General features: G+C 68.6%; 21 protein-coding genes and 1 riboswitch. Of the genes, 11 read left to right on the plus strand and 10 right to left on the minus strand.

Features of this window, described 5'->3' with window-relative positions; translation table 11 throughout:
* Positions 1 to 409: 409 nt before the first annotated feature.
* The 3 genes from ACO227_RS13580 to ACO227_RS13590 all read left to right on the plus strand — a co-directional run bounded on the left by ACO227_RS13580 (position 410) and on the right by ACO227_RS13590 (position 4,694).
* Complete coding sequence (locus ACO227_RS13580) at positions 410 to 1,813, plus strand: EAL domain-containing protein (protein WP_423602355.1); 1,404 nt, start codon at positions 410 to 412, stop codon at positions 1,811 to 1,813.
* Complete coding sequence (locus ACO227_RS13585) at positions 1,813 to 4,239, plus strand: ATP-binding protein (protein ID WP_423602356.1); 2,427 nt, start codon at positions 1,813 to 1,815, stop codon at positions 4,237 to 4,239. Before ACO227_RS13580 ends, ACO227_RS13585 begins: the two co-directional genes overlap by 1 nt.
* A gap of 62 nt (positions 4,240 to 4,301) precedes the next feature.
* Positions 4,302 to 4,694: a response regulator gene (locus tag ACO227_RS13590; RefSeq protein ID WP_423602357.1), complete on the plus strand. Its 393-nt coding sequence runs from the start codon at positions 4,302 to 4,304 to the stop codon at positions 4,692 to 4,694.
* A gap of 62 nt (positions 4,695 to 4,756) precedes the next feature.
* Here the strand turns inward: ACO227_RS13590 and ACO227_RS13595 are convergent, their stop codons facing one another.
* The 8 genes from ACO227_RS13595 to ACO227_RS13630 all read right to left on the minus strand — a co-directional run bounded on the left by ACO227_RS13595 (position 4,757) and on the right by ACO227_RS13630 (position 10,896).
* On the minus strand, positions 4,757 to 5,455 hold the full coding sequence (locus ACO227_RS13595; RefSeq protein WP_423602358.1) for a prolyl hydroxylase family protein: 699 nt from the start codon (positions 5,453 to 5,455) through the stop codon (positions 4,757 to 4,759).
* A gap of 88 nt (positions 5,456 to 5,543) precedes the next feature.
* Positions 5,544 to 6,470, minus strand: a complete 927-nt coding sequence (locus ACO227_RS13600) for an RcnB family protein (protein ID WP_423602359.1) — start codon at positions 6,468 to 6,470, stop codon at positions 5,544 to 5,546.
* A gap of 105 nt (positions 6,471 to 6,575) precedes the next feature.
* On the minus strand, positions 6,576 to 7,088 hold the full coding sequence (locus tag ACO227_RS13605; protein WP_423602360.1) for a (2Fe-2S)-binding protein: 513 nt from the start codon (positions 7,086 to 7,088) through the stop codon (positions 6,576 to 6,578).
* Between the two features lie 45 nt (positions 7,089 to 7,133).
* Entirely contained in the window at positions 7,134 to 7,370 is a 237-nt protein-coding gene (locus ACO227_RS13610) for a hypothetical protein (protein WP_423602361.1), read from the minus strand.
* A complete protein-coding gene (locus ACO227_RS13615) occupies positions 7,367 to 8,971 on the minus strand; it encodes a pilus assembly protein TadG-related protein (protein ID WP_423602362.1) in 1,605 nt (534 codons plus the stop codon). The genes ACO227_RS13610 and ACO227_RS13615 overlap by 4 nt, the downstream gene beginning before the upstream one ends.
* The gene (locus ACO227_RS13620; protein ID WP_423602363.1) at positions 8,968 to 9,378 is read right to left on the minus strand and encodes a TadE/TadG family type IV pilus assembly protein; all 411 of its coding nucleotides are present in this window, start codon (positions 9,376 to 9,378) and stop codon (positions 8,968 to 8,970) included. Before ACO227_RS13620 ends, ACO227_RS13615 begins: the two co-directional genes overlap by 4 nt.
* 121 nt (positions 9,379 to 9,499) lie before the next feature.
* A complete protein-coding gene (locus tag ACO227_RS13625; protein ID WP_423602364.1) occupies positions 9,500 to 9,949 on the minus strand; it encodes a MaoC family dehydratase in 450 nt (149 codons plus the stop codon).
* Between the two features lie 89 nt (positions 9,950 to 10,038).
* Complete coding sequence (locus ACO227_RS13630; RefSeq protein WP_423602365.1) at positions 10,039 to 10,896, minus strand: LysR family transcriptional regulator; 858 nt, start codon at positions 10,894 to 10,896, stop codon at positions 10,039 to 10,041.
* Positions 10,897 to 10,992: 96 nt separating this feature from the next.
* Here ACO227_RS13630 and ACO227_RS13635 point away from each other — a divergent pair, with 96 nt between their 5' ends.
* Complete coding sequence (locus ACO227_RS13635; protein ID WP_423607357.1) at positions 10,993 to 12,144, plus strand: isovaleryl-CoA dehydrogenase; 1,152 nt, start codon at positions 10,993 to 10,995, stop codon at positions 12,142 to 12,144.
* The gene (locus tag ACO227_RS13640; RefSeq protein WP_423602366.1) at positions 12,144 to 12,902 is read left to right on the plus strand and encodes a hypothetical protein; all 759 of its coding nucleotides are present in this window, start codon (positions 12,144 to 12,146) and stop codon (positions 12,900 to 12,902) included. Before ACO227_RS13635 ends, ACO227_RS13640 begins: the two co-directional genes overlap by 1 nt.
* A gap of 1 nt (position 12,903) precedes the next feature.
* On the opposite strand, the gene ACO227_RS13645 is transcribed toward ACO227_RS13640, so the two are convergent.
* Entirely contained in the window at positions 12,904 to 13,242 is a 339-nt protein-coding gene (locus tag ACO227_RS13645; RefSeq protein WP_423602367.1) for a DMT family protein, read from the minus strand.
* Between the two features lie 48 nt (positions 13,243 to 13,290).
* Between ACO227_RS13645 and ACO227_RS13650 the strand changes: the two genes are divergently transcribed.
* Genes ACO227_RS13650 through ACO227_RS13675 form a run of 6 tightly spaced genes read left to right on the plus strand, consistent with a single transcriptional unit; the run spans position 13,291 to position 18,932 of the window.
* Positions 13,291 to 14,892 carry a carboxyl transferase domain-containing protein gene (locus ACO227_RS13650; protein WP_423602368.1) on the plus strand — a complete coding sequence of 534 codons (1,602 nt, stop codon included), beginning with the start codon at positions 13,291 to 13,293 and terminating at the stop codon, positions 14,890 to 14,892.
* Positions 14,893 to 14,895: 3 nt separating this feature from the next.
* Positions 14,896 to 15,273: a RidA family protein gene (locus ACO227_RS13655; RefSeq protein ID WP_423602369.1), complete on the plus strand. Its 378-nt coding sequence runs from the start codon at positions 14,896 to 14,898 to the stop codon at positions 15,271 to 15,273.
* Positions 15,270 to 16,148 (plus strand): hypothetical protein, encoded by an 879-nt coding sequence (locus tag ACO227_RS13660; RefSeq protein ID WP_423602371.1) that lies wholly within the window; start codon positions 15,270 to 15,272, stop codon positions 16,146 to 16,148. Before ACO227_RS13655 ends, ACO227_RS13660 begins: the two co-directional genes overlap by 4 nt.
* Entirely contained in the window at positions 16,148 to 16,606 is a 459-nt protein-coding gene (locus ACO227_RS13665) for a hypothetical protein (protein ID WP_423602372.1), read from the plus strand. Before ACO227_RS13660 ends, ACO227_RS13665 begins: the two co-directional genes overlap by 1 nt.
* Entirely contained in the window at positions 16,603 to 17,055 is a 453-nt protein-coding gene (locus tag ACO227_RS13670; RefSeq protein WP_423602374.1) for a hypothetical protein, read from the plus strand. The genes ACO227_RS13665 and ACO227_RS13670 overlap by 4 nt, the downstream gene beginning before the upstream one ends.
* Positions 17,052 to 18,932 carry an acetyl/propionyl/methylcrotonyl-CoA carboxylase subunit alpha gene (locus tag ACO227_RS13675; protein WP_423602376.1) on the plus strand — a complete coding sequence of 627 codons (1,881 nt, stop codon included), beginning with the start codon at positions 17,052 to 17,054 and terminating at the stop codon, positions 18,930 to 18,932. Before ACO227_RS13670 ends, ACO227_RS13675 begins: the two co-directional genes overlap by 4 nt.
* Positions 18,933 to 19,318: 386 nt before the next feature.
* Here the strand turns inward: ACO227_RS13675 and ACO227_RS13680 are convergent, their stop codons facing one another.
* A complete protein-coding gene (locus tag ACO227_RS13680) occupies positions 19,319 to 20,083 on the minus strand; it encodes a class II aldolase/adducin family protein (protein ID WP_423602378.1) in 765 nt (254 codons plus the stop codon).
* A gap of 93 nt (positions 20,084 to 20,176) precedes the next feature.
* Positions 20,177 to 20,310, plus strand: a riboswitch (yybP-ykoY riboswitch).
* Positions 20,311 to 20,375: the final 65 nt, after the last annotated feature.

Here is a 20,375-nt window from a genome sequence, read left to right on the forward strand (position 1 = left end):
CCAAAGCCCTTTCGCTGAGAGTTACGGCGCTCTTAGCGGAACAGCGGATGACGGCAAGTGGGGTGGCTGGCCGCGCGCCGAGCGGGCACGAAAAAACGCGCTACCTCAAAGAGATGCGCGCGAACGTCGATTTAGAACATAGCCCGGGCAAACCGTTGCCGCGGCAACCCGCGGTGGCGGCGGCCCGGGCTAGGAGCGCTTACCAAGGGCGAAGCTGGTCGCCGTAGGTCTCGCGAAAAAACAGATCGAACATTCATTTTCTCCCATCGTGCGCATCACACGCACAGCGAATTCCTTAATCGAAAATTAATGATGAAGCAATGATTAACGACAACGATGGACAAGCGCGGGCCCGTGCCGATCGTTTCGTCCTTAAGAGTTCCTTCAAGAGTGGGGATTATTCGCGGACATGATGTCCGAGCGTGTCGAACCCGCCGCCACCGCCACGCCGCCGATCCCGGCGGCCGGAAAGCTGTCGGCCGCGGGACCGGCCCGGCAGGGCATGTCGCGGCCGATCGTGCTGTCGCGCAGCCGGCACGGGCTTCGCAGGGACGCGGGCGACGGCACCGCCATCAGCCTGTGGCGCGCCCTGTCGTTGTGCGAGATTGTCAATTTCCAGACGCTTCGCCGGCATCTCGGCCGCTCGCGCGCGGATACGCTGGTGCACGACCTTGCCGATCATATCGCCGGGCTCGAGCCCGATGCCCGCCCGGCGCCCACGGGCCGCTCGCAGCTCGAACTCGCGTTCGAGGCCGATTCAGCGGAATCGGCGACTGCGCTGGTCGAGCGGCTGGCGCGCGCGTTCACGCGGGCGGTCGATCTCGACGGTGAACGGCATCTCATCCAGCTGCGTTGGGGCGTTGCGGTCGCTCCGGTGATGGACGACGACGATGTGCGGCTCGCCGAGGCCGCGGAATCGGCGCTGGCGCAGGCGCGCGCCGAATCGCGCATCGTGACGCTCGACCTGTCGCGGACCGATGTGGCGTTCGACCGGCTGGCGCTGATGCGCGAGCTGCCGCGCGCGATCACCTCGGGCCAGCTGTTCCTGCAATATCAGCCCAAGGTGCACGTCCGGAAGGAAGCCGTGGTCGGCGCCGAGGCGCTGGTGCGCTGGCGCCATCCGGTGCGCGGCCTGATCCTGCCCGGGGACTTCATCTCGGCCGCGGAAGAGGGCGGCGAGATCGCCGGCCTCACCTTGTGGACGCTGCGCCAGGTGATCACCGACCAGCAGGTGCTGGCGGCGCATGGCTATGACATGCCGGTGTTCATCAACATCTCGGGCGTGCTGCTTGCGGACAGCGCCTTCGTGAACGAGGCGTGCCGCGTCATCCAGGAATCCGGCGCAAAGATCGGGTTCGAGATCACCGAGACCGCGGTGATCCGCGATCCCGAGAGCGCGATCGGCCATCTCCAGCGGCTGTCGGAGATCGGCATCCCGCTGGCGATCGACGATTATGGCGCCGGCCTGTCCTCGCTCGCCTATTTGAAGCAGCTGCCCGCGGCCGAGCTCAAGATCGACAAGATGTTCGTGATGCAGCTCACCAGCAGCAACCGCGATCCGCTGATCGTCCGCTCGACCATCGACCTCGCGCATGCGCTGGAGATGGAAGTGACCGCCGAGGGCGTCGAGACGCCCGCGGCGCTGGCGCTGCTCAGCGTGATGGGCTGCGACATGGTGCAGGGCTTCCTGATCAGCCGACCGATCGCGCTCGATGCGTTCATCCGCTTCCTGGACGAAGACGGCCACAAGGCCGCGTCGGCGATCCGGCCGACCTTTGCGCGGCCGGAGGGCTTCCGGCGCAAGAGCGGCTGATGCGGCGCCTGCTCGCCCTCGCCGCGATCGCGCTCCTCGGCCTGGCCGCACCGGCGGTGGCGCAGGAGCGCGACGCCGCGCAGCTGATCGATCGCGCCAAGGCGGCGATGATCACCCAGCCCGGCGAGGCGCTGCAGCTGGCGGCGCAGGCGGAGAGGCATGCCGGGGCGATCCGCGATTCGCGCGGCAAGGCGGTCACCACCGCCACGGCGCTGTGGCTGCAGAGCGAGGCGCTGATCCGTTCGCGCAATGCCGCCGCGGCCGCGCCCAAGGTCGCGCGCGCGCTGAAGCTGATCAGCCCGTTCCAGGAACCGAGCAAGCTGCGCGGCGACCTGCTTCTCGCGCGCGCGGGCATCCAGCAGGCGCAGCTGCGCCCGGCGGAGGCGCTGGCCTCGCTGCAGGAAGCGTTCAAGATCTTCGAAGCGGTGGGCGAGAAGCGCAGCCAGTCGATCGCCCTCCAGACGATCGCGATGCTCTATATGGACGCCAACGACCTTGCCAGCGCCGACAAGTATCTGGGGCAGGCGGCGGAGGTCTATGGCGGCGATCCGCGCCTGTTGCTGTTCCTCTACAACAACCGCGGCAACGTCCTGCTCCAGATGGACCGGGCCGATCCCGCGATAGCGCAATATCGCAAGGCGCTGCCCATCGTCCGCACGCTCGACAGCCCCGTCTTCGAGGCCCGCATCCTGGGGAACATCGCGCGCGCGCTGATCTCGGAGAAGAAGCTCGACGAGGCCGACGCCGCGATCGGCGAGGCGCGGGGAATCCTGCGCGGCGTGGACGACAAGGATGCCGAAACGCAGCTGCTCTCGATTGCCGCCGACTCGGCCTATCATCGCGGCAATCTGGTTCGCGCGCGCGCGCTGATCGAGCGCAGCTTCGAAGGCGTGAACCTCGCGGAGACGGCGCTCCCGTTCCGCGATGCGCATCTGACCGCGTACAATGTCTATCGCGCGCTCGGCGAGGGCGCGCTCGCGCTGCCGCATCTCGAGCGCGTGCGCAAGCTGGGGGACGAGGCGGCGCAGCTCGCCACCTCGACCAACCTCGCGCTGATGGCGGCGCGCTTCGACTATGCCAATCAGGAGCTGCGCATCGCCAATCTCAAGGCCGAGGAAGCCCGGCGCGAGGCGGCGTTCCAGCGCACCCTGCTGTTCGGGGTCGGCGGAGCGACGCTGATCATCATCACCCTGCTCAGCATCGGCCTGTTCACGATTCGCCGCAGCCGCAACCAGGTCCGCGCCGCGAACGCCGAGCTCAACCAGACCAATGTCGCGCTCGAAAAGGCGCTCAAGGCCAAGACCGAGTTCCTCGCGACCACCAGCCACGAGATCCGCACGCCGCTCAACGGCATCCTCGGCATGACTCAGATCATGCTGCGCGATCCGTCGGTGCCCATGGAGACGCGCGACCGGCTCGGCATCGTGCACGGCGCCGGCATGACGATGCGCGCGCTGGTCGACGACATCCTCGACGTCGCCAAGATGGAGACCGGCAACCTCACCGTCGAACTGGCCGCGACCGATCTCCACGCGATGCTCAAGGACGTGACGCGGATGTGGGAGGAGCAGGCGCGCGGCAAGGGCGTCGGCTTCGTGCTCGACGCCGGCGACGCGCCGCGCTGGATCGAGACCGATTCGGGGCGCCTGCGACAGATGCTGTTCAACCTCCTGTCGAACGCGCTCAAGTTCACCGAGAAGGGGGAGGTCGCGGTCAAGGCGAGCACGGCCGACGGCCGGCTGCGCATCGCGGTGTCCGACAGCGGCATCGGCATCCCGGCGGAGAAGCACGAGGAGATCTTCGAATCCTTCCGCCAAGTCGATGCCGGCACGACGCGCAAGTTCGGCGGCACCGGGCTCGGCCTCGCCATCGTGCGCAATCTCGCCCGGGCGCTGGACGGCGACGTGTCGGTCGCGAGCGTCGAGGGGGAGGGGACCACCTTCACCATCGACCTGCCGCTGATCGAGGCGGATGCGGCGGACGCGGGTGCCGCGGCCAGCGGGGCGGGCGAAGCCGCGGTGGTGCTCGACCGCAACCCGATCGCGCGCGGCATGCTGCGCACGTTGCTCGAACCGAATTTCGCCGGGGTGCAGTTCGCCGCGACCCCCGAGGAGGCGCTTCCGCTGCTGCCCGAAAACGGCCCGGCGCTGCTGCTCGCGGACGAGGCGACGCTGAAGGCCGCGGGCGAGGATCCGCTGCCGGTGCTCGCCGAGCTCGCGGCTGCCGCCCATGCGAAGCGCGCCCGCGTCGCGATATTGTGGGTTAAGCCGGATGAGACGATGCTGAGCGCGCTCGCGGAAGCCGGCGCGGATCTCGTCATCGCCAAGCCTGTCGCTGGCGCCGCACTGGTAGAAGCACTAGTTGCCGGACGCACAGAAAATTGTGCATCATCGCCCGCCTCGACGCTTGTGTCGCAAGCAGCTTGAGACGATAGCACACATATGATCTCATCGTTCCGGGACGGCAACGACATGGGCATGGCCCGCACATGAATATCCTGTTTATCGAGGATGATCCCATGAACCGGCGGGTCGTGCGCGATATGCTCGACGTCGCCGGTGCCTCGATGGCCGAAGCGGAGCATGCCGAGGAGGGGCTGCGGCGGATCGAGGCCGAGGATTTCGACGTCATCCTGGTCGACCTGCGCATGCCCGGAATGGACGGGATCGAGGCGATCGAGCGCATCCGCGCGCGCGACGACGCCAAGGCCGAGCTGCCGATCATCGTGGTCACCGCCGACACCGCGATCGACCTGCGCGAACGCTGCCTCACCGCCGGCGCCGACGAGGTGCTGTTCAAGCCGGTCGCGATGGACGCGCTGTTCGACACGATCGGCCGCGTGCTCGCGCTGCGCAGCGGCGGCGACGGGATGCTGATCTAGGAGTCTGTTTGCGGTTCGGCGCCGCCGAACCGTGCGGCACCAGCCCGCGCCCCCGCCCTAACTCAATACGTCCGGATCGGCATGTTGATCCAGGGGTGCTCCCGGAACCATTTGGTGATGATGTATTTGACGCCCTTCACCACCGCGGTGCCCTCGTGCAGCGTCGCCGGGTTGGGCGCGCCGTCGGGCTTCATGTTGTTCCAGGCGAGCAGCAGCCCGCGCTTGGGCGCGACGCGCACGCCGGCCTGGGGGAACCAGGTCGCGCCGCCCTCCTCGACGTCGTTGAGGTAGATCATCGTCGTCCAGGTGCGCTGGCCACCCGATGCCTTCATCGCCGCCCAATATTCCTGGTTCTCGCTGAACCAGTCGTAATGTGCGCGGAACTGCTGGCCCGGCGCGTAGCGCTGGCCCTGCATCGTCTCGCCATGCTCGGGCGGCACCCCGAGCAGGTTCGCCATCCGCTCGTCGATCGGGCGCACCTCGGGCGACCAGCGGTCGAGGTCGCAGCTTTCGCTGGTGCGGAAATTGGGATCGTCCGACGCGGCGAGCAGCGTCGAGGGGCGCCGGTTGGCGTCGATCAGCCCGATCAGCGTGTCGCACTCGGCATCGCTCAGGAAGCCGGGATAGTAATAGACCTGCGCCGCCTCGATCTTGGCCTTACGCATCGCCGGATTGGCATCGAGCCGCGCCGCCACCTTCTGCGCGGCGCGGGCGCGGGCGATCGAGGCGCCGCCCTGCTTGGGTTTCGCAAAGATGCTCATGGCCCGCAACTTGCCGAGGCCGCGTCGAAAGGCAAGAGGCCCGACCGTTGCCGGCCAGGCCTCCGCACGTGACGAAGTTGTCGGGCGCTTACCAGAAGATGTCGTACTCGATGTCGACGATCTCGCCGGTGTAGATGTCCACCAGCAGCGCATCGTTGTAGTAGCGCACCCAGCGATACGGGCCGTAGGCCGGGGGCAGGCGGTAGTAGAAGGGATCGTCGATCCAGTAGTTCGACGAGAACAGCATCGAGCCCAGCGTCAGGCCGATCGAGAAGCGGCGATAGCCATAGTGCCACCCCGACGGCGCATAGTAGCGCGGCAGCCGGTAGATGTTCCGGTTGCGCGAGCGATAGCCGCTCCAGTCGTAGCGCCGGTCCTGGCGCCAGCCGCGGTTCCAGTTGCGATTGTCGCCCCAGTCGCGCCGATCATAGTCACGGCCGTTCCAGTCGCGACGGCCGTCGTCGCGGCGGTTCCAGTCGCGGCGATCGTCGTCGCGCCGGTCCTGACGCCAGTCGCGGCGGTCGTCGCGGCGGTCCGTGCGATAGTCCCGGCGGTCGTCACGCCGGTCGCGGCGGAACTGCTCGGGCGTCACCTCGCCCTGGCGCAGGTCGCGCCGGTCCTCGCGGCGCTCCTGGCGGAAGTCCTGGCGGTCGTCGCGGCGCTCCTGGCGGAACTCGCGGCGCTCCTGGCGCCACTGCGGGGGCGTGCCCTGCTCGCCGAACTGGCGCTGCGGGCGTTGCGCCTGAGGGACTTGAACCCGCTGGCGTTCGGCCGGCGTATAGGCGCGCTGCTGCTGCCGTTCGGCGCGGAACTGCTCGCGCTGGGCGCGGAATTCCTGGCGCTGCTCCGGCGTGCGCTCGGCGCGCTGCTGCTGGCGTTCGGCGCGATATTGCTGGCGCTGCTCGCGCGTCTCGCCGCCGCGGTTTTCCCATCGGTTGCCGCGCTCCTGCGCGATCGCCGCGGCGGGGGTCAGGATGGTCGCGCCGATCAGCGCGGCCAGAACAAACTTCTTCATCTCATGTCCTCCGCTCCGGCTGAGCGCCGGCGTTCAGAATATCGTGGAGATGCCACGATTCGGCTGACACGCGTCTGAATTGCGCTGACAGCATTGCGAAAGGAATCACGCCCCTTCGTCGATCGCTGGCGCCTGGCCGGCCTCCTCCTCCGGCGCGTCGTCCTCGCCGCGCGCCAGCCGCGCCGCACGCCCGACCGCTTCGATCAGCCGCGGATAGATGCCGCAGCGGCAGAGATTGGTGATCGCCGCCGCGATGTCCTCATCGGAGGGATTGCGGTTCTTGCGCAGCAGCACCGAGGCGGCCATCACCATGCCGGGGATGCAATAGCCGCACTGGCCGACATTGGCGGCGAGGAAGGCGCGCTGCACCGGATGCGCGCGATTCTCCGCCAAGCCCTCGATCGTGGTCACGAAGCTGCCCTCGATCGCGCCGATCGTCACCTGGCAGGACCGCACCGCCGCGCCGTCGATATCGACCGTGCACGCGCCGCAGTCGCCCGAGCCGCAGCCATATTTGGTGCCGGTGAGGTTGGAGGCGTCGCGCAACGCCCAGAGCAACGGCGTGCGCGCATCGAGCTTGTATTCGACGGGCTGGTTGTTGACGGTGAAGCGGGTCATGCGGCGCGCACCCTAGACCGGATGCGGGGCCAAACCCAAGCCCGCTCAGCGCGGCAGCAGCCGGTGAAGCAACCGCGCCCAGGCGGCCGCGGGACAGCGCGGCCGCCAGCCGGCCTTCGCCTCGAGCAGATCGGCGACCATCTCATAATGGTCCGCCATCTCGCCATGCACGGTCCGCGCGCGTTCGCTGTCGGCGCGGCGGCCGCGGCGGCGTTCCTCGCGCGCGCGCTCGCGGAACAAGCGGATGTCGCACCGCTGCACGCCGTCGAGCTTTCCGCTCATGCGACGAGCATCGGCTTGCCGCAGCGATAGCCGTCGACGCGGACATGCGCCGTCCCGATGCTGAGCCCGGCGAAGGACAGCAGCTGGAACAAGGCCGTCTCCAGCGCGGGCGCGGCCTGCAGCAGCTTGGCCGCGATCTGCCCCTCGCCGGGCAGCCCGACGCCGAGACCGAGCCCGAGCAGACTCACATCGATATCGAGCGACGACAACAAGGTGGCGAGCAGGGTGGAGACGCCGTCGGTGGTGGCGATCGCCTTGGCCTGATGCGCCGCGATCTCGGCCTTGGTGAAGCTCAGATTCTGCCAGGTGGAAGCCTCCATCGCGCCGAACGCCTTGGCGTCGACCGAGATCAGCGGAGCGCGGATCAGCGGCGCGGGCTTGAGTGCCGCGGCGCTGGTCGGGATCGGCTCGCCGACTGCGAGATCGGCGATGGCGAGCCGCGCCACTCCGGCACGGGCGCGCACCGCCGCCGTGTCGCGCGGCGCGCACGGCACCGCGTCGAGGATCGCGCGCGCCGGCGCGACCTCGGCCGCGAGCGGCAGCTTGACGCCGAGCCCCAGCAGCGGCCCGACCTCGGCGGCGAGGTTGATGCGTGCCTGTGCGGTGCTCACCTCGACCCCGCCGCGGTCGTTGACCACCATCCACGGGCTCGACTGCATCGTCTTGCCGATCTTGACCTCGGCACGCACCGAAGCGAGCCCGGGGATCGTTCCGGCAAGGTCGAGCGCGACGATATGGTCGCGATTGGCGACCGAGAGCATCGCGCCCAACAGGTCGCTCGCGCGCACCCGGGCGAGCAGCGCCGAGGCGCCGCCGCTCCCGGTCACGCCCGCGCCGCCAATATCGAGTCCGATCAGGTCGCCGAGCCGCAGCGAGCGCGGCGTCCCCGTGATCCCCGCGGCGACCGCGCCGAGCCCCTGGCCGCCGCTCACATCGTCGAGCGCGCGCAGCAGCACGGGCAGCTCGATCTCCTGCGCGAGCAATTGCTCATAGGTCATCACGTCGAGATCGGCGCGCACCGCGATGGCGTCGAGGAAGGTGAACAGGTCGAGGTCGACGCTCGCCAGCCCCTGATAGCTGACCAGCGAGAGCCCGACGCTCGAGCCCGTCAGCCCACGTGTCAGGCTGTTGACCAGCCCGTTGTCGAACGCCGCGACCCCCGAGCCGATCGAGATCGCGCCGAGGTTCCGCCGGCTCGCAACCGCGGTGACGGTGGCGTCGTCGAAGCGCAGACCGAGCGCGCGGATGAAATAGGACGGGTTGGGATAGGTGGCGGAGACGCGCACCGCGTCGCCCGCGCCGCCCGGCGTGAAGGTGCGATTCTCGCCCGTCCCCGTAACCGAACCGGTCGCGACCTGCGCGACGGCGGGTGATTCGACCCGGTTGGCGGTGAGCACCGCGCGGGCACGGCTGTCGGCGCTGGCCAGGTCCTGCGCCGCCGTGAGCGCCGCGGCGTCGACCGCGCCCTGCATCCGCCGCCGTTCGAGCGCGACCGCGCCGACATCGACCGCGGCGGCGGTGGCGGCGAGCAGGAAGGGCAGGGCGGACGCCACCAGCATCGCGGTCGCGCCGCGGCGGTCCTTCGACAATGCGCGGATCATGCCCCTGCGCCCAGGATCACGCAGTCGCGCGTGATCGTCGCGGGCGGCAGCGGCAGGACGCGTGCGAAGCCGAAGATCGGCAGCCAGGTCGCGTCATAGGCGATCCGCACGCGCAGCCGCCCGCCGCTCTGCTCGGTCGCGCTGACCTCGCTCAGCCGTTCGGAACGGATCAGGAAATAGGACGGGCCGTGCGTGCCGACGAACCCGGTGACCAAGGTCTGGCGCTCGGCGAGCGTCTCCCCGGCGATGCTGTGCCGCGCGGCATCGGCAGCGAGTTGCTGCACCGAATGCGCCGCGCCGAAATAGAGGCCGAAGCACAATATTCCCGCGAGCAGCGAGATGAGCACCGGCAGCAGGATCGCGAATTCGACGATCGCCGTGCCGCGCCGGCCCGAAACCATATGCATGAGACCGTTCCCCCGGTTACCGGAGGGTTATCCGGCCAGGGTGGTTAACGGCGGTAAAGGAAAAGCCGGACTCTGCTCCGCAATGGACGCGGATGTGCCTCCGGAATGGACCTATCGGTCGTCAGCTGCGCGCCTTGAGCAGGGCGCTGCGCAGCATCGTGCAGACCGTCTCGTCGCGCTGGTTGAGCATGATGTGGCGGAAGGTGACGATGCCCTGGCCCGGCCGTGAGCTGGAGGGGCGCAGCTCGACCACCTCGGTCTCGGCGCGCAGCGTGTCGCCGATGAATACGGGCTTGGGCATGCGCACCTCGTCATAGCCCAGGTTCGCGACCAGCGTGCCGAGCGTGGTGTCGCCGACCGAGATGCCGACGAGCAGCGCGAAGGTGAAGGTGCCGTTGACGAGGATCCGCCCGAACTCGCTCGCACCCGCGGCCTCGGCGTCGAGATGGAGCGGCTGCGGATTGTGGGTGAGGGTCGAGATCAGCAGGTTGTCGGTCTCGGTGACGGTGCGGCGCAGCTCGTGCACGATCCGGTCGCCCACCTGCCACTCGTCGAAATAGCGCCCCGCCATGCCTGCTCTCCCTGTCTGCGTTTCACATAGCGTGAACATTGCGGCTGTCAGCCCCTTCAATCCTCACCGCCAGGAGGAGGGATTGAGCCTCAGCCAAACTGCTCCCGCAATATCCCCACCACCGGGGCCGCTGCCTCCCGCATCGCGGCGGTGTCGTCGCCCCACGCGAGCGTCAGGGTGCGCTTAAGGCCGAAGCCGAGCAGCGCCGGGCTCGCGACGCCCTCGTGCCGTTGCGAGGCGGGCACGACCGTGACGCCGAGCCCCGCCGCGACCATCGCCAGTGCGCGGTCGTCATTGGTCGTGCGCAGCGCGAAGAACGGCCGGATGCCGCGCCGGGTGAAGTAGCGGCTGGTCTCAGACAGCGCCTCGCAATTGCGCCGGACGATCATCGTCTCGCCGGCCAGCGCCTCGCCCGGTACGGCGGCTTCGCCCGCCAGCGGATGCGCTGCGGGCAGGGCGAGCACATAGGCTTCGCTGCGCAGCGCCTCGGTCTCTGGCTCGCCATGCGTCGCGGTCAGCGCGAGGTCGATGCGGCCCCGTGCGAGATGCTGCGACAGCGCCGCGGCATTGCCCTCGACCAGCTCGATCGCCAGCCGCGGCGCGGTCCGCGCCGCGCGCGCCGCGAACGCCGCGAGATCGGCGGTGGCGAGCGTCGTCAGCACGCCGAGCCGCAGCGTGCCCGCCGCGGCGATCTCCCCGACCGACGCCTGCGCCAGGTTGAACTCGCGCTCGATTCGCCGCGCATGCACCGCGAAGCGCGCGCCGGCCTCGGTCAGCTCGACCCGCTGGCTGTTGCGGCGGAACAGCTTCGCCCCGGCCTCGCGCTCGAGCTTGGCGATCCCGGCGGAGAGGGTGGGCTGCGAGACGTTGACTTGCGCGGCCGCCGCGGTGAACGTCCCGCTATCGATGACGGCGAGGAAATAGCGCAGCAGATAGCGGTCGATCATAGACATGGTCTATGCTCTAGCGCGCTGCCTTTCAATTTTTCTCCGCGGCGATCACTCGCTAAGCTGGGCTGAAAATCCCAGGAGAGCCCGATGAGCCTGCCCCAGATGGATTTCGCGCTCGGCGAGACCGCGGAGATGATCCGCGACACCACGCAGCGCTTCGCCAGGGAGCGGATCGAGCCGCTCGCCGCGCGCATCGATGCCGAGGACTGGTTCCCGCGCGACGAGCTGTGGCCGGCGATGGGCGAGCTCGGCCTGCACGGCATCACCGTCGACGAGGAATATGGCGGGCTCGGCCTCGGCTATCTCGAGCACGTCATCGCGTGCGAGGAGGTCAGCCGCGCCTCGGCCTCGATCGGGCTCAGCTACGGCGCGCACTCCAACCTCTGCGTCAACCAGATCCGCCGCTGGGCATCGCCCGAGCAGAAGGCGAGATACCTGCCCAAGCTGATCAGCGGCGAGCATGTCGGCAGCCTCGCCATGTCCGAGTCGGGCGCGGGCTCCGACGTCGTCAGCATGAAGCTGCGCGCCGAGCACAGGGGCGACCGCTACGTCCTCAACGGCACCAAATTCTGGATCACCAATGCCGCCTATGCCGACACGCTGGTCGTCTACGCCAAGACCGGCGAGGGCAGCCGCGGCATCACCACCTTCCTGATCGAGAAGGACATGCCCGGCTTCAGTATCGGGCAGAAGATCGACAAGATGGGCATGCGCGGCTCGCCCACCGCCGAGCTGGTGTTCGACGATTGCGAGGTGCCCGAGGAAAACGTCATGGGCCCGCTCAACGGCGGCGTCGGCGTGTTGATGTCGGGCCTCGACTATGAGCGCACCGTGCTCGCCGGCATCCAGCTCGGCATCATGCAGGCCTGCCTCGACGTGGTCCTCCCGTATCTGCGCGAGCGCAAGCAGTTCGGCCAGGCGATCGGCAGCTTCCAGCTGATGCAGGCCAAGGTCGCCGACATGTATGTCGCGCTCAACTCGGCGCGCGCCTATGTCTATGCCGTCGCGCAGGCGTGCGACGCGGGCAAGACCACGCGCTTCGATGCCGCCGGCGCGATCCTGCTCGCCAGCGAGAACGCCTTCAGGGTCGCGGGCGAGGCGGTGCAGGCGCTGGGCGGCGCGGGCTATACCAAGGACTGGCCGGTCGAGCGCTTCCTGCGCGACGCCAAGCTGCTCGACATCGGGGCCGGCACCAACGAGATCCGCCGCATGCTGATCGGCCGCGAGCTGGTCGGCGCGGCGTGATGCTGCAGGCCGCCGAGCTGGTTCCAGCGCTCGCCGCGGGGACCGCGCTGTTCGAGCATCTCTATCGGCCGATGACCAGCGGGCGGTGGGAGCTCCATGCCCCCGCGAACGTGCTGACCCGCGGCTATTGGAGCCCGCCCGGCCTTCACACCGTATCGGCGCTCACCCGCGACGGCGAGACCTGGATGTCGCTCACCCCGCTCGAGTTCGAGAGCCAGGGGATCGGCGTTGCGCTCGCCTCCAGCCATGTCGCGGTGCTCGGCCTCGGCATGGGCTGGTCCGCCGCCGCCAGCGCGCTGCGCGAGGGGGTCACCGCCGTGACCGTGGTCGAGCGCGATCCCGATGTCATCGCCATGCACCGCGAGCTCGATCTGTTCGCGCGGCTGCCGGGCGGGGCGGGGGACAAGCTCCGCATCGTCTCCGGTGACGCGTTCGACTGGCGCCCGGACGCGCCGGTCGACCTGCTGATGCCGGACATCTGGCTCCCGCTGGTCAGCGACGGCCGCGTCGTGGAAGTGCAGCGGATGCAGGCCAATGCCGGCGCGAAGCTCGTCTATTTCTGGGGACAGGAAATGGAGATCGCCCGTCACGCCCGAGCCGCCGGCCGGGCGCTCGACGCCGAGGGCATTCGCGCTACCGTCGCCGATTTCGGCTTGCCGCTGATCGGCCCCGAATTGCCCGGTTATTCCGAATGCGTCGCCGCCGCGGCCGAGGCGTGGATGCGTGACCGCTGGCTCCCCGCGGAGACCGCAGCGTGAATCACTTCCCCACGAACAGGAACGCCACCCCCGCCATGATGCACGCGAACGCCGCGGCGTGGCGCCAGTGCAGCGCTTCGCCCAGCACGGTGACCATGAACACCCCGAACACGATCAGCGCGATCGCTTCCTGCGCGATCTTGAGCTGGCCCGGTGTCCAGCCGGCGAGATACCCGACGCGGTTGGCGGGAACCGCGAAGCAATATTCCACCCCGGCGATCAGCCAGCTGAGCAGGATGACGGTGAGGATCGGTTTCTCGAGGCCATCTTTGCCGAGATGCCAGTACCAGGCGATGGTCATGAAGATGTTGGACGCGATGAGCAGCAGGATGGTCGCCATGATATCTCCCTTTGCCCCGCTGTGCGCGCGCCGTGGCGGAGGCGCAAGATGAGCGCCCCCGTGCTCAAGTCGGCGCTTTCCGTCGAGGACGAGACCTTCCGGGCCAATGCTGCGCACAATCGCGCGCTGGCCGAGCGGCTCCGCGCCGACGTCGCGCAGGCCGCGCTCGGCGGTAACGAGAAGAGCCGCGAGCGCCACACGTCGCGCGGCAAGCTGCTCCCGCGCGAGCGCGTCGAGCGGCTGCTCGATCCCGGCGCGCCCTTCCTCGAGATCGGCCAGCTCGCCGCGTGCGACATGTACGAAGGCGAGGTGCCCGGCGCGGGCATGATCGCCGGCATCGGCCGGGTCTCGGGCCGCCAGTGCATGATCGTGTGCAACGACGCGACGGTGAAGGGCGGCACCTACTATCCGATGACGGTCAAGAAGCATCTCCGCGCGCAGGAGATCGCCGAGGCCAACCGCCTGCCGTGCATCTACCTGGTCGACAGCGGCGGCGCCAACCTGCCGCACCAGGCGGAGGTGTTCCCCGACAGGGAGCATTTCGGCCGCATCTTCTTCAACCAGGCCAATATGTCGGCCAAGGGCATCCCGCAGATCGCCTGCGTGATGGGCAGCTGCACCGCGGGCGGGGCCTATGTCCCCGCCATGTCGGACGAGAGCGTGATCGTGCGCAACCAGGGCACGATCTTCCTCGCCGGCCCGCCGCTGGTAAAGGCCGCGACCGGCGAGGAGATCTCGGCCGAGGATCTGGGCGGCGGCGACCTGCACGGCCGCAAGTCGGGCGTGGTCGATCACGTCGCCGAGAATGACGAGCATGCGCTGACCATCGTCCGCGACATCGTCAGCCACCTGCCGCGCGACCGCACCCCCGACATCGCGATCCTCGACCCGCGCCCGCCCAAATTCGACGCGGAGGAGCTCTACGGCATCGTCCCCACCGACGTCCGCGCGCCCTATGACGTGCATGAGGTGATCGCGCGCCTCGTCGACGGCAGCGAGTTCCACGAGTTCAAGGCGCTCTACGGGTCGACCCTGGTGTGCGGCTTCGCGCATATCTGGGGCATCCCCGTCGCGATCCTCGCCAACAACGGCGTGCTGTTCAGCGAGAGCGCGGTGAAGGGCGCGCACTTCATCGAGCTCGCCTGCCAGCGCCGCATTCCCTTGCTGTTCCTCCAGAACATCTCGGGCTTCATGGTCGGCGGCAAGTACGAGGCGGAGGGCATCGCCAAGCACGGCGCCAAGCTGGTGACGGCGGTCGCCACCGCGAGCGTGCCCAAGGTCACCGTGCTGATCGGCGGCAGCTTCGGCGCGGGCAATTACGGCATGTGCGGCCGCGCCTATTCGCCGCGCTTCCTGTTCAGCTGGCCCAACAGCCGCATCAGCGTGATGGGCGGCGAGCAGGCCGCCAGCGTCCTCGCCACCGTCCACCGCGACGCGGACAGCTGGACCCCCGAGCAGGCCGAGGCCTTCAAGGCCCCGATCCGCCAGAAGTACGAGGACGAGGGCAACCCCTGGCACGCCACCGCGCGGCTGTGGGACGACGGCATCATCGATCCGGCGCAGACGCGCGACGTGCTGGGGCTTGCGTTTGCGGCGTGCCTGAATGCGCCGGTGGAGGAGGCGCCCCGATTCGGGGTGTTCCGGATGTAAGCCATGACCCCCGTCGACGCCCCCGATGCCCCGCAACCCGGCGGCGGCTACAGCCAAGCGATGCTGGTCGAGCCAGGCAGGTCGTTGCTGTTCGTCAGCGGCCAGATCCCGGTCGATAGCGAAGGCGTCGTTCCCGCCGACTTCGCCGCGCAGTGCCGCCTCGTGTGGCGCAACATCGGCGCCCAGCTCGCCGCGGCGGGGATGGACCTCACTCACCTCGTCAAGGTCACCACCTTCCTCGGCGACCGAGCCTATCGCGAGGAGAACGGCGCGATCCGGCGCGAGATCCTCGGCGATCATTTCCCCGCGCTCACCGTGATCGTCTGCGACATCTACGACCCCGAATGGCTGCTCGAGATCGAGGCGGTGGCCGCCAGATGATCGGGGGGAAGGGCCTCGTCGCGGCCGCGCTGCTGCTCGCCGGCGCCTCAGCCGCGCCGCAGGAGGCTGCGCGCTGGACCCCCGACGCCATCTCCACCCCCGGCTACGAGGCCAGCCCGGCCTTCTCCCTCGACGGCCGCGAGCTGATCTACCTCTCCGCCGACGCGAGCTTCCGCGGCTGGCGCCTGCTCGTGTCGCGCTGCGTCGGCGGCGTATGGAGCAAGCCCGTGCCGCCGCCCTTCGCGGGTCCGGCCGGCAGCTTCGACGCCGATGCCGGCTACGCCCCCGACGGCAGGGGCGTCTATTTCATCTCGACCCGCCACGATCCCAAGGGCGAGGATTTCGACATCTACTTCGCCGCGCGCAAAGCCGACGGCACCTTCGCCGATCCGGTGCGCCTGCCCGCGCCGGTCAACTCGCCCCAGTCCGAGCTGCTCCCGCGCATGGACGGCGCCGGCAACCTCTATTTCGGCTCCTCGCGCGAAGGCGGGTTCGGCCAGAGCGACATCTATGTCGCGCGGCAAGACGCCGCCGGCGCGTGGCAGGTCCGCAATCTCGGCGCGCCGGTCAGCACCGCGGCGAACGAATATGAGGCGGAGATCTCGCGCGACGGCAACGCGCTGATCCTCGTCGCCGACCGCGGCGACCGCTCGCATCTCTACCGGTTCACCAGGCAGGGCGGTGCGTGGCGCGAGGTCGGCCGCATTCCCGCGCGTGCCGACGTGTTCCAGGTCGGGCCGCTACTCTCGCCCGGCGCGGAGAAGCTGCTCTTCGCGCAGGCCTCGCCCGATCGCTCGGGCGAAATCTACCTCACCGACTTGAAGCCCGGGAGCCGCGAGGCGTGGCCCCCGGCATGCACTGCGGGAGCACGCTGATGGCGATTCAGATCGAACTGTCCGAAGGCCGCGGGGGCACCGTATCGACCGGCGCCGAGCTGGCGCAATGGCTCGACGCCCTGGCGCAGGGAAGCAGCGTTTCCGCGGTCCTGTCCCGCGGCCCGGAAGACTATGTGCAGGCTGCCTTGGAACGTGGCGGCTACCGCGTCGAGAAGCGCGCGGGCGACGAGAGCTGCCATTATGAGGCGATGCGGATCCGTCCGCCCGTCGCGGCTTCATCCGTTGGACCGACGCGGTTCGGGGTCGACGATGTCCAGCTGATCTTCGAGGACTATCTCGCCGGACGCGACTCCGCCGCCTTCGTCCGCTGGCGGCGGATCGCGCTGTCCCAACCGCTGCTGGGTGCCGGCCAGCGCATTATCCGGGGTCTCGCGATCCTGATCCTTTTTTCGCTGATCGCCGTTGCCGGCATCTGGGCGATGGGCGGGTTCGGATGACCAGGCGTACGGACCCTGCATTTTCGTCGCTCGACCCGCCTCGGCCCACGATTGAGGTCGCCGGGTGGCCGGCAAAGGCAGCGGCCAACGACGATACGATCCGCTGCGCAATACTCGCCGGGGAGATGCGGAATCACAAAGGGGACTATGTTCAGGCCGCAGCCGATGTGTTCCTCTTCAGGGAGGACGGTCGAGCGTTTGAAGCGGTGCGTATGGACAAGGGTTGGGCCCTCTCGATCAGCGATGACGGAAGAATCATCAGCCGAATGGCTGCGCGGCACGGGTCGAAATACGATCGGCCCATCTCGAAGTCATATTTTGCACGGATGTTCGCCGGCCGTGAATATTTTAGCTGGCAGGAAGCGGAAGAGATCATGCGACAATTCCTTTCGTCCGCAACTCATCCAGCCTCCGTTTCGTGGGTTGGCAAAGAAGGGGCATCGATGTGATCCAGTCCCTCCTCATCGCCAATCGCGGCGAGATCGCGTGCCGCATCATCCGCACCGCGCGCCGGCTCGGCATCCGCACCGTCGCGGTCTATTCGGATGCCGACGCCAATGCGCTGCACGTGCGCGAGGCTGACCAGGCGGTCCATGTCGGCGGCGCCCAGGCCCGCGACTCCTACCTCCTCGGCGAGCGCATCATCGCCGCCGCGCAGGAGACGGGCGCGCAGGCGATCCATCCCGGCTACGGCTTCCTCTCCGAAAATGCCGATTTCGCCGAAGCGGTGATCGTCGCCGGCCTGGTCTGGGTCGGGCCAAACCCCGCCAGCATCCGCGCGATGGGTCTCAAGGACGCCGCCAAGAAGCTGATGCAGGGTGCGCATGTGCCCGTCACCCCCGGCTATCTCGGCGAGGACCAGTCGCTCGAACGACTCCAGCGCGAGGCCGACAGGATCGGCTATCCGGTGCTGATCAAGGCGGTCGCGGGCGGCGGCGGCAAGGGCATGCGTCGCGTCGATGCTGCGCAGCAATTCACCGATGCGCTCGCCTCATGCCAGCGCGAGGCCGCCTCGTCCTTCGGCGACGACCGCGTGCTGATCGAGAAATATATCCTCGCCCCGCGCCATATCGAGGTGCAGGTGTTCGGCGACACCCATGGCAACATCGTCCACCTGTTCGAGCGCGACTGCTCGATGCAGCGCCGCCATCAGAAGGTGATCGAGGAGGCCCCCGCGCCGGGCATGAGCAAGGAGGCGCGCTTCGCGGTGTGCGAGGCGGCGGTCAAGGCCGCGCGCGCGGTCGATTATGTCGGCGCGGGCACGATCGAGTTCATCGCCGATGCCAGCCACGGCCTGCACGCCGACCGCATCTGGTTCATGGAGATGAACACGCGGCTCCAGGTCGAGCATCCGGTGACCGAGGCGATCACCGGCGTCGACCTGGTCGAATGGCAGCTCCGCATCGCCTCGGGCGAGCCGCTGCCGTTGCGGCAGGAGGAGATTGCGATCGACGGCCACGCGATCGAGGCGCGGCTCTATGCCGAGGACCCGGCCAAGGGCTTCCTGCCGTCGACCGGCAAGCTCGAGGTGCTCGATTTTCCGAGCGGCCTGCGCGTCGATACCGGGGTTGAAGCGGGTTCGACGATCTCGCCCTTCTACGATCCGATGATCGCCAAGCTGATCGTCCATGGCGCGCATCGCGACGAGGCGATCGCGTCGCTGCGCGCTGGCCTCGACCGTCTGACCGTCTGGCCGGTCCGCACCAATGCCGGCTTCCTGTTCCGCCTGCTCGGCGACGATGGTTTCCTGCTGGGCCAGCTCGACACCGGCCTGATCGAGCGGCGCGGCAAGGAACTGACCGTCGATCCGCTGCCGACCGCTGCGGATCTCACTTACGCCACCTCGTGGTTCGCGCAGGATCTGCCGGACGATACGGCGCGGGCGACGCGCGGCCTCGAAGGATTCCGGCTGAATCGCGCCCCGGCCACCGCACGCGTGGTCAATGTGAATGGCGAGCGCGTGACGTTCGAGGCGGAGCGCGGCGTCCTCTCCTCGCATGTCTATCCCCATGCGCGTGACGGCGCGGCGCTGCTGGTGCATGGTGGCGCCACCTTCCGCGTGAGCGAGGCCCGCACCGACGGTGCCGCCGGCGCCGCGGCGGGTGACGGCTCGATCCTCGCGCCGATGCCCGGCCGCATCGTCTCGGTCGAGGTAAGCGAAGGGCAGGCGGTCACCGCCGGCCAGAAGCTGCTGGTGCTCGAGGCGATGAAGATGGAGCAGGCGCTCACCGCCCCGTTCGACGGCACGGTCGAGACGCTCGGCGCCGTGCCCGGTGCGCAGGTCCAGGTCGATGCGCTGCTCGCGAAGGTCAGGAAGGCGGAGTAGCGGCGCGAGCCTGGATGTCCGCGATATCCGCTGATATCGGCGCGCACGACCTGCCGAGCGTCCCGAACGCGCCGCGGCGCTGCATTCGCTGTCGGCATGTTCGCCTTCCGCACCCGCAATGTGCAATTGCACCGGGCGCAAACGCCAACATCGTACACGACATGTTCCACTTTCCGATTCGCATCGGCTCGCCAGGCGAAGTGGCGCGAGCTCCGAACGGCGCATCGCCTTGCCGACGCAAGTCACGGAAAACTAAGGAAAACGCTCCTCGATTTTCCTACATGAACCAAATAGGTTACAATGCGCGGGAATGATGCGGCAAGGGAACGTGGATACATGCTCGGCGCAGGCGAAAAACCGCAGCGGTGGAAAAACGCCGCCAGCCCTCACTCGCGCCAGCTCTTGTCGATCCGGTCGACCAGCCGCACCATCGCCGCGAAGTCCGCCGCGCCGGGGGCGATCGAGGCCTGCGCCATGTGCAGGTCGCGCTGATGCACCGCGACCACCTCGTCGGACACTACCAGCGGCTTGCCCATCGACAGCGTCGCGAGCTGGATCTCGCATGCGCGCTGCAGCGCCCAATGCTTGACGAACGCCTCGGGCAGGGTGCGGCCCATCGCGACGATGCCGTGGTTGCGCAGCAGCAGCATGCGCTTGTCGCCCAGGTTCATGATCAGCCGCTCGCCTTCCTCGTCGCGCACCGTCACGCCCTCGAAGTCGTGATAGGCGATCTGGCCGGCGAAGTTGCAGGCGTAGAAGTTGATCGGCTGCAGCCCGCCCTCCAAGCTGCTCACGGCCATCCCGGCGGTGGTGTGGGTGTGCATGATGCAATGCACGTCGGGCAGATGCCGGTGGAACACCGAATGCTGCACGAAGCCCGCGCGGTTGACCAGATAGGGGCTGCCGTCGAGCTTGTTGCCGTCGATGTCGATCTTGACCAGGTTCGACGCCTTCACCTCGCTGAAATGCAGCCCGAACGGGTTGATCAGGAAGGCATGATCCTCGCCCGGCACCTTCAGCGTGATGTGGTTGTAGATCATCTCGGACCAGCCGAGCATGTCGAACACGCGGTAGCAGGCGGCGAGCTGCTGGCGCGCCTCCCATTCGGCATCGGACATGACGCGGGTGGTCTCGGCGGCGGCGGTGGCCATGGTCCTCTCCATCCTTTTCGTGGTTGCGGTATGTATGCCATGAAGCGGCGGGGCAGGGCAACTTGCGCTGCGCGGACGAAGCGGCTAGGGGCGGCCGCAGTCATCTGGGGAGTAGCCAGCCGTCGCGAGACGGGCCTCCGCGTCAACATACTTGGTCGAGAGGCCATGGCGCGAAGGGAGCAGGGACTTCGGTCCCGTTCGGGCGAGACCAATGGCGCCATGCTTTCCGCTCAGGCCGGGCGGGAGGGCGTGGTGTCGTTGGAATTCCGCATCGCCCGGCCCGGAGACCTCG

It is taken from the genome of Sphingomonas sp. MS122 (genome assembly GCF_049532975.1).
Lineage (GTDB): Bacteria > Pseudomonadota > Alphaproteobacteria > Sphingomonadales > Sphingomonadaceae > Sphingomonas.

What these genes read in the sequence shown, in the direction of transcription:
- ACO227_RS13580 (WP_423602355.1), top strand. Translation starts at nt 410, where the DNA reads ATGATGTCCGAGCGTGTCGAACCCGCCGCCACCGCCACGCCGCCGATC.
- ACO227_RS13585 (WP_423602356.1), top strand. Translation starts at nt 1,813, where the DNA reads ATGCGGCGCCTGCTCGCCCTCGCCGCGATCGCGCTCCTCGGCCTGGCC.
- ACO227_RS13590 (WP_423602357.1), top strand. Translation starts at nt 4,302, where the DNA reads ATGAATATCCTGTTTATCGAGGATGATCCCATGAACCGGCGGGTCGTG.
- ACO227_RS13595 (WP_423602358.1), bottom strand. Translation starts at nt 5,455, where the DNA reads ATGAGCATCTTTGCGAAACCCAAGCAGGGCGGCGCCTCGATCGCCCGC.
- ACO227_RS13600 (WP_423602359.1), bottom strand. Translation starts at nt 6,470, where the DNA reads ATGAAGAAGTTTGTTCTGGCCGCGCTGATCGGCGCGACCATCCTGACC.
- ACO227_RS13605 (WP_423602360.1), bottom strand. Translation starts at nt 7,088, where the DNA reads ATGACCCGCTTCACCGTCAACAACCAGCCCGTCGAATACAAGCTCGAT.
- ACO227_RS13610 (WP_423602361.1), bottom strand. Translation starts at nt 7,370, where the DNA reads ATGAGCGGAAAGCTCGACGGCGTGCAGCGGTGCGACATCCGCTTGTTC.
- ACO227_RS13615 (WP_423602362.1), bottom strand. Translation starts at nt 8,971, where the DNA reads ATGATCCGCGCATTGTCGAAGGACCGCCGCGGCGCGACCGCGATGCTG.
- ACO227_RS13620 (WP_423602363.1), bottom strand. Translation starts at nt 9,378, where the DNA reads ATGCATATGGTTTCGGGCCGGCGCGGCACGGCGATCGTCGAATTCGCG.
- ACO227_RS13625 (WP_423602364.1), bottom strand. Translation starts at nt 9,949, where the DNA reads ATGGCGGGGCGCTATTTCGACGAGTGGCAGGTGGGCGACCGGATCGTG.
- ACO227_RS13630 (WP_423602365.1), bottom strand. Translation starts at nt 10,896, where the DNA reads ATGATCGACCGCTATCTGCTGCGCTATTTCCTCGCCGTCATCGATAGC.
- ACO227_RS13640 (WP_423602366.1), top strand. Translation starts at nt 12,144, where the DNA reads ATGCTGCAGGCCGCCGAGCTGGTTCCAGCGCTCGCCGCGGGGACCGCG.
- ACO227_RS13645 (WP_423602367.1), bottom strand. Translation starts at nt 13,242, where the DNA reads ATGGCGACCATCCTGCTGCTCATCGCGTCCAACATCTTCATGACCATC.
- ACO227_RS13650 (WP_423602368.1), top strand. Translation starts at nt 13,291, where the DNA reads ATGAGCGCCCCCGTGCTCAAGTCGGCGCTTTCCGTCGAGGACGAGACC.
- ACO227_RS13655 (WP_423602369.1), top strand. Translation starts at nt 14,896, where the DNA reads ATGACCCCCGTCGACGCCCCCGATGCCCCGCAACCCGGCGGCGGCTAC.
- ACO227_RS13660 (WP_423602371.1), top strand. Translation starts at nt 15,270, where the DNA reads ATGATCGGGGGGAAGGGCCTCGTCGCGGCCGCGCTGCTGCTCGCCGGC.
- ACO227_RS13665 (WP_423602372.1), top strand. Translation starts at nt 16,148, where the DNA reads ATGGCGATTCAGATCGAACTGTCCGAAGGCCGCGGGGGCACCGTATCG.
- ACO227_RS13670 (WP_423602374.1), top strand. Translation starts at nt 16,603, where the DNA reads ATGACCAGGCGTACGGACCCTGCATTTTCGTCGCTCGACCCGCCTCGG.
- ACO227_RS13680 (WP_423602378.1), bottom strand. Translation starts at nt 20,083, where the DNA reads ATGGCCACCGCCGCCGCCGAGACCACCCGCGTCATGTCCGATGCCGAA.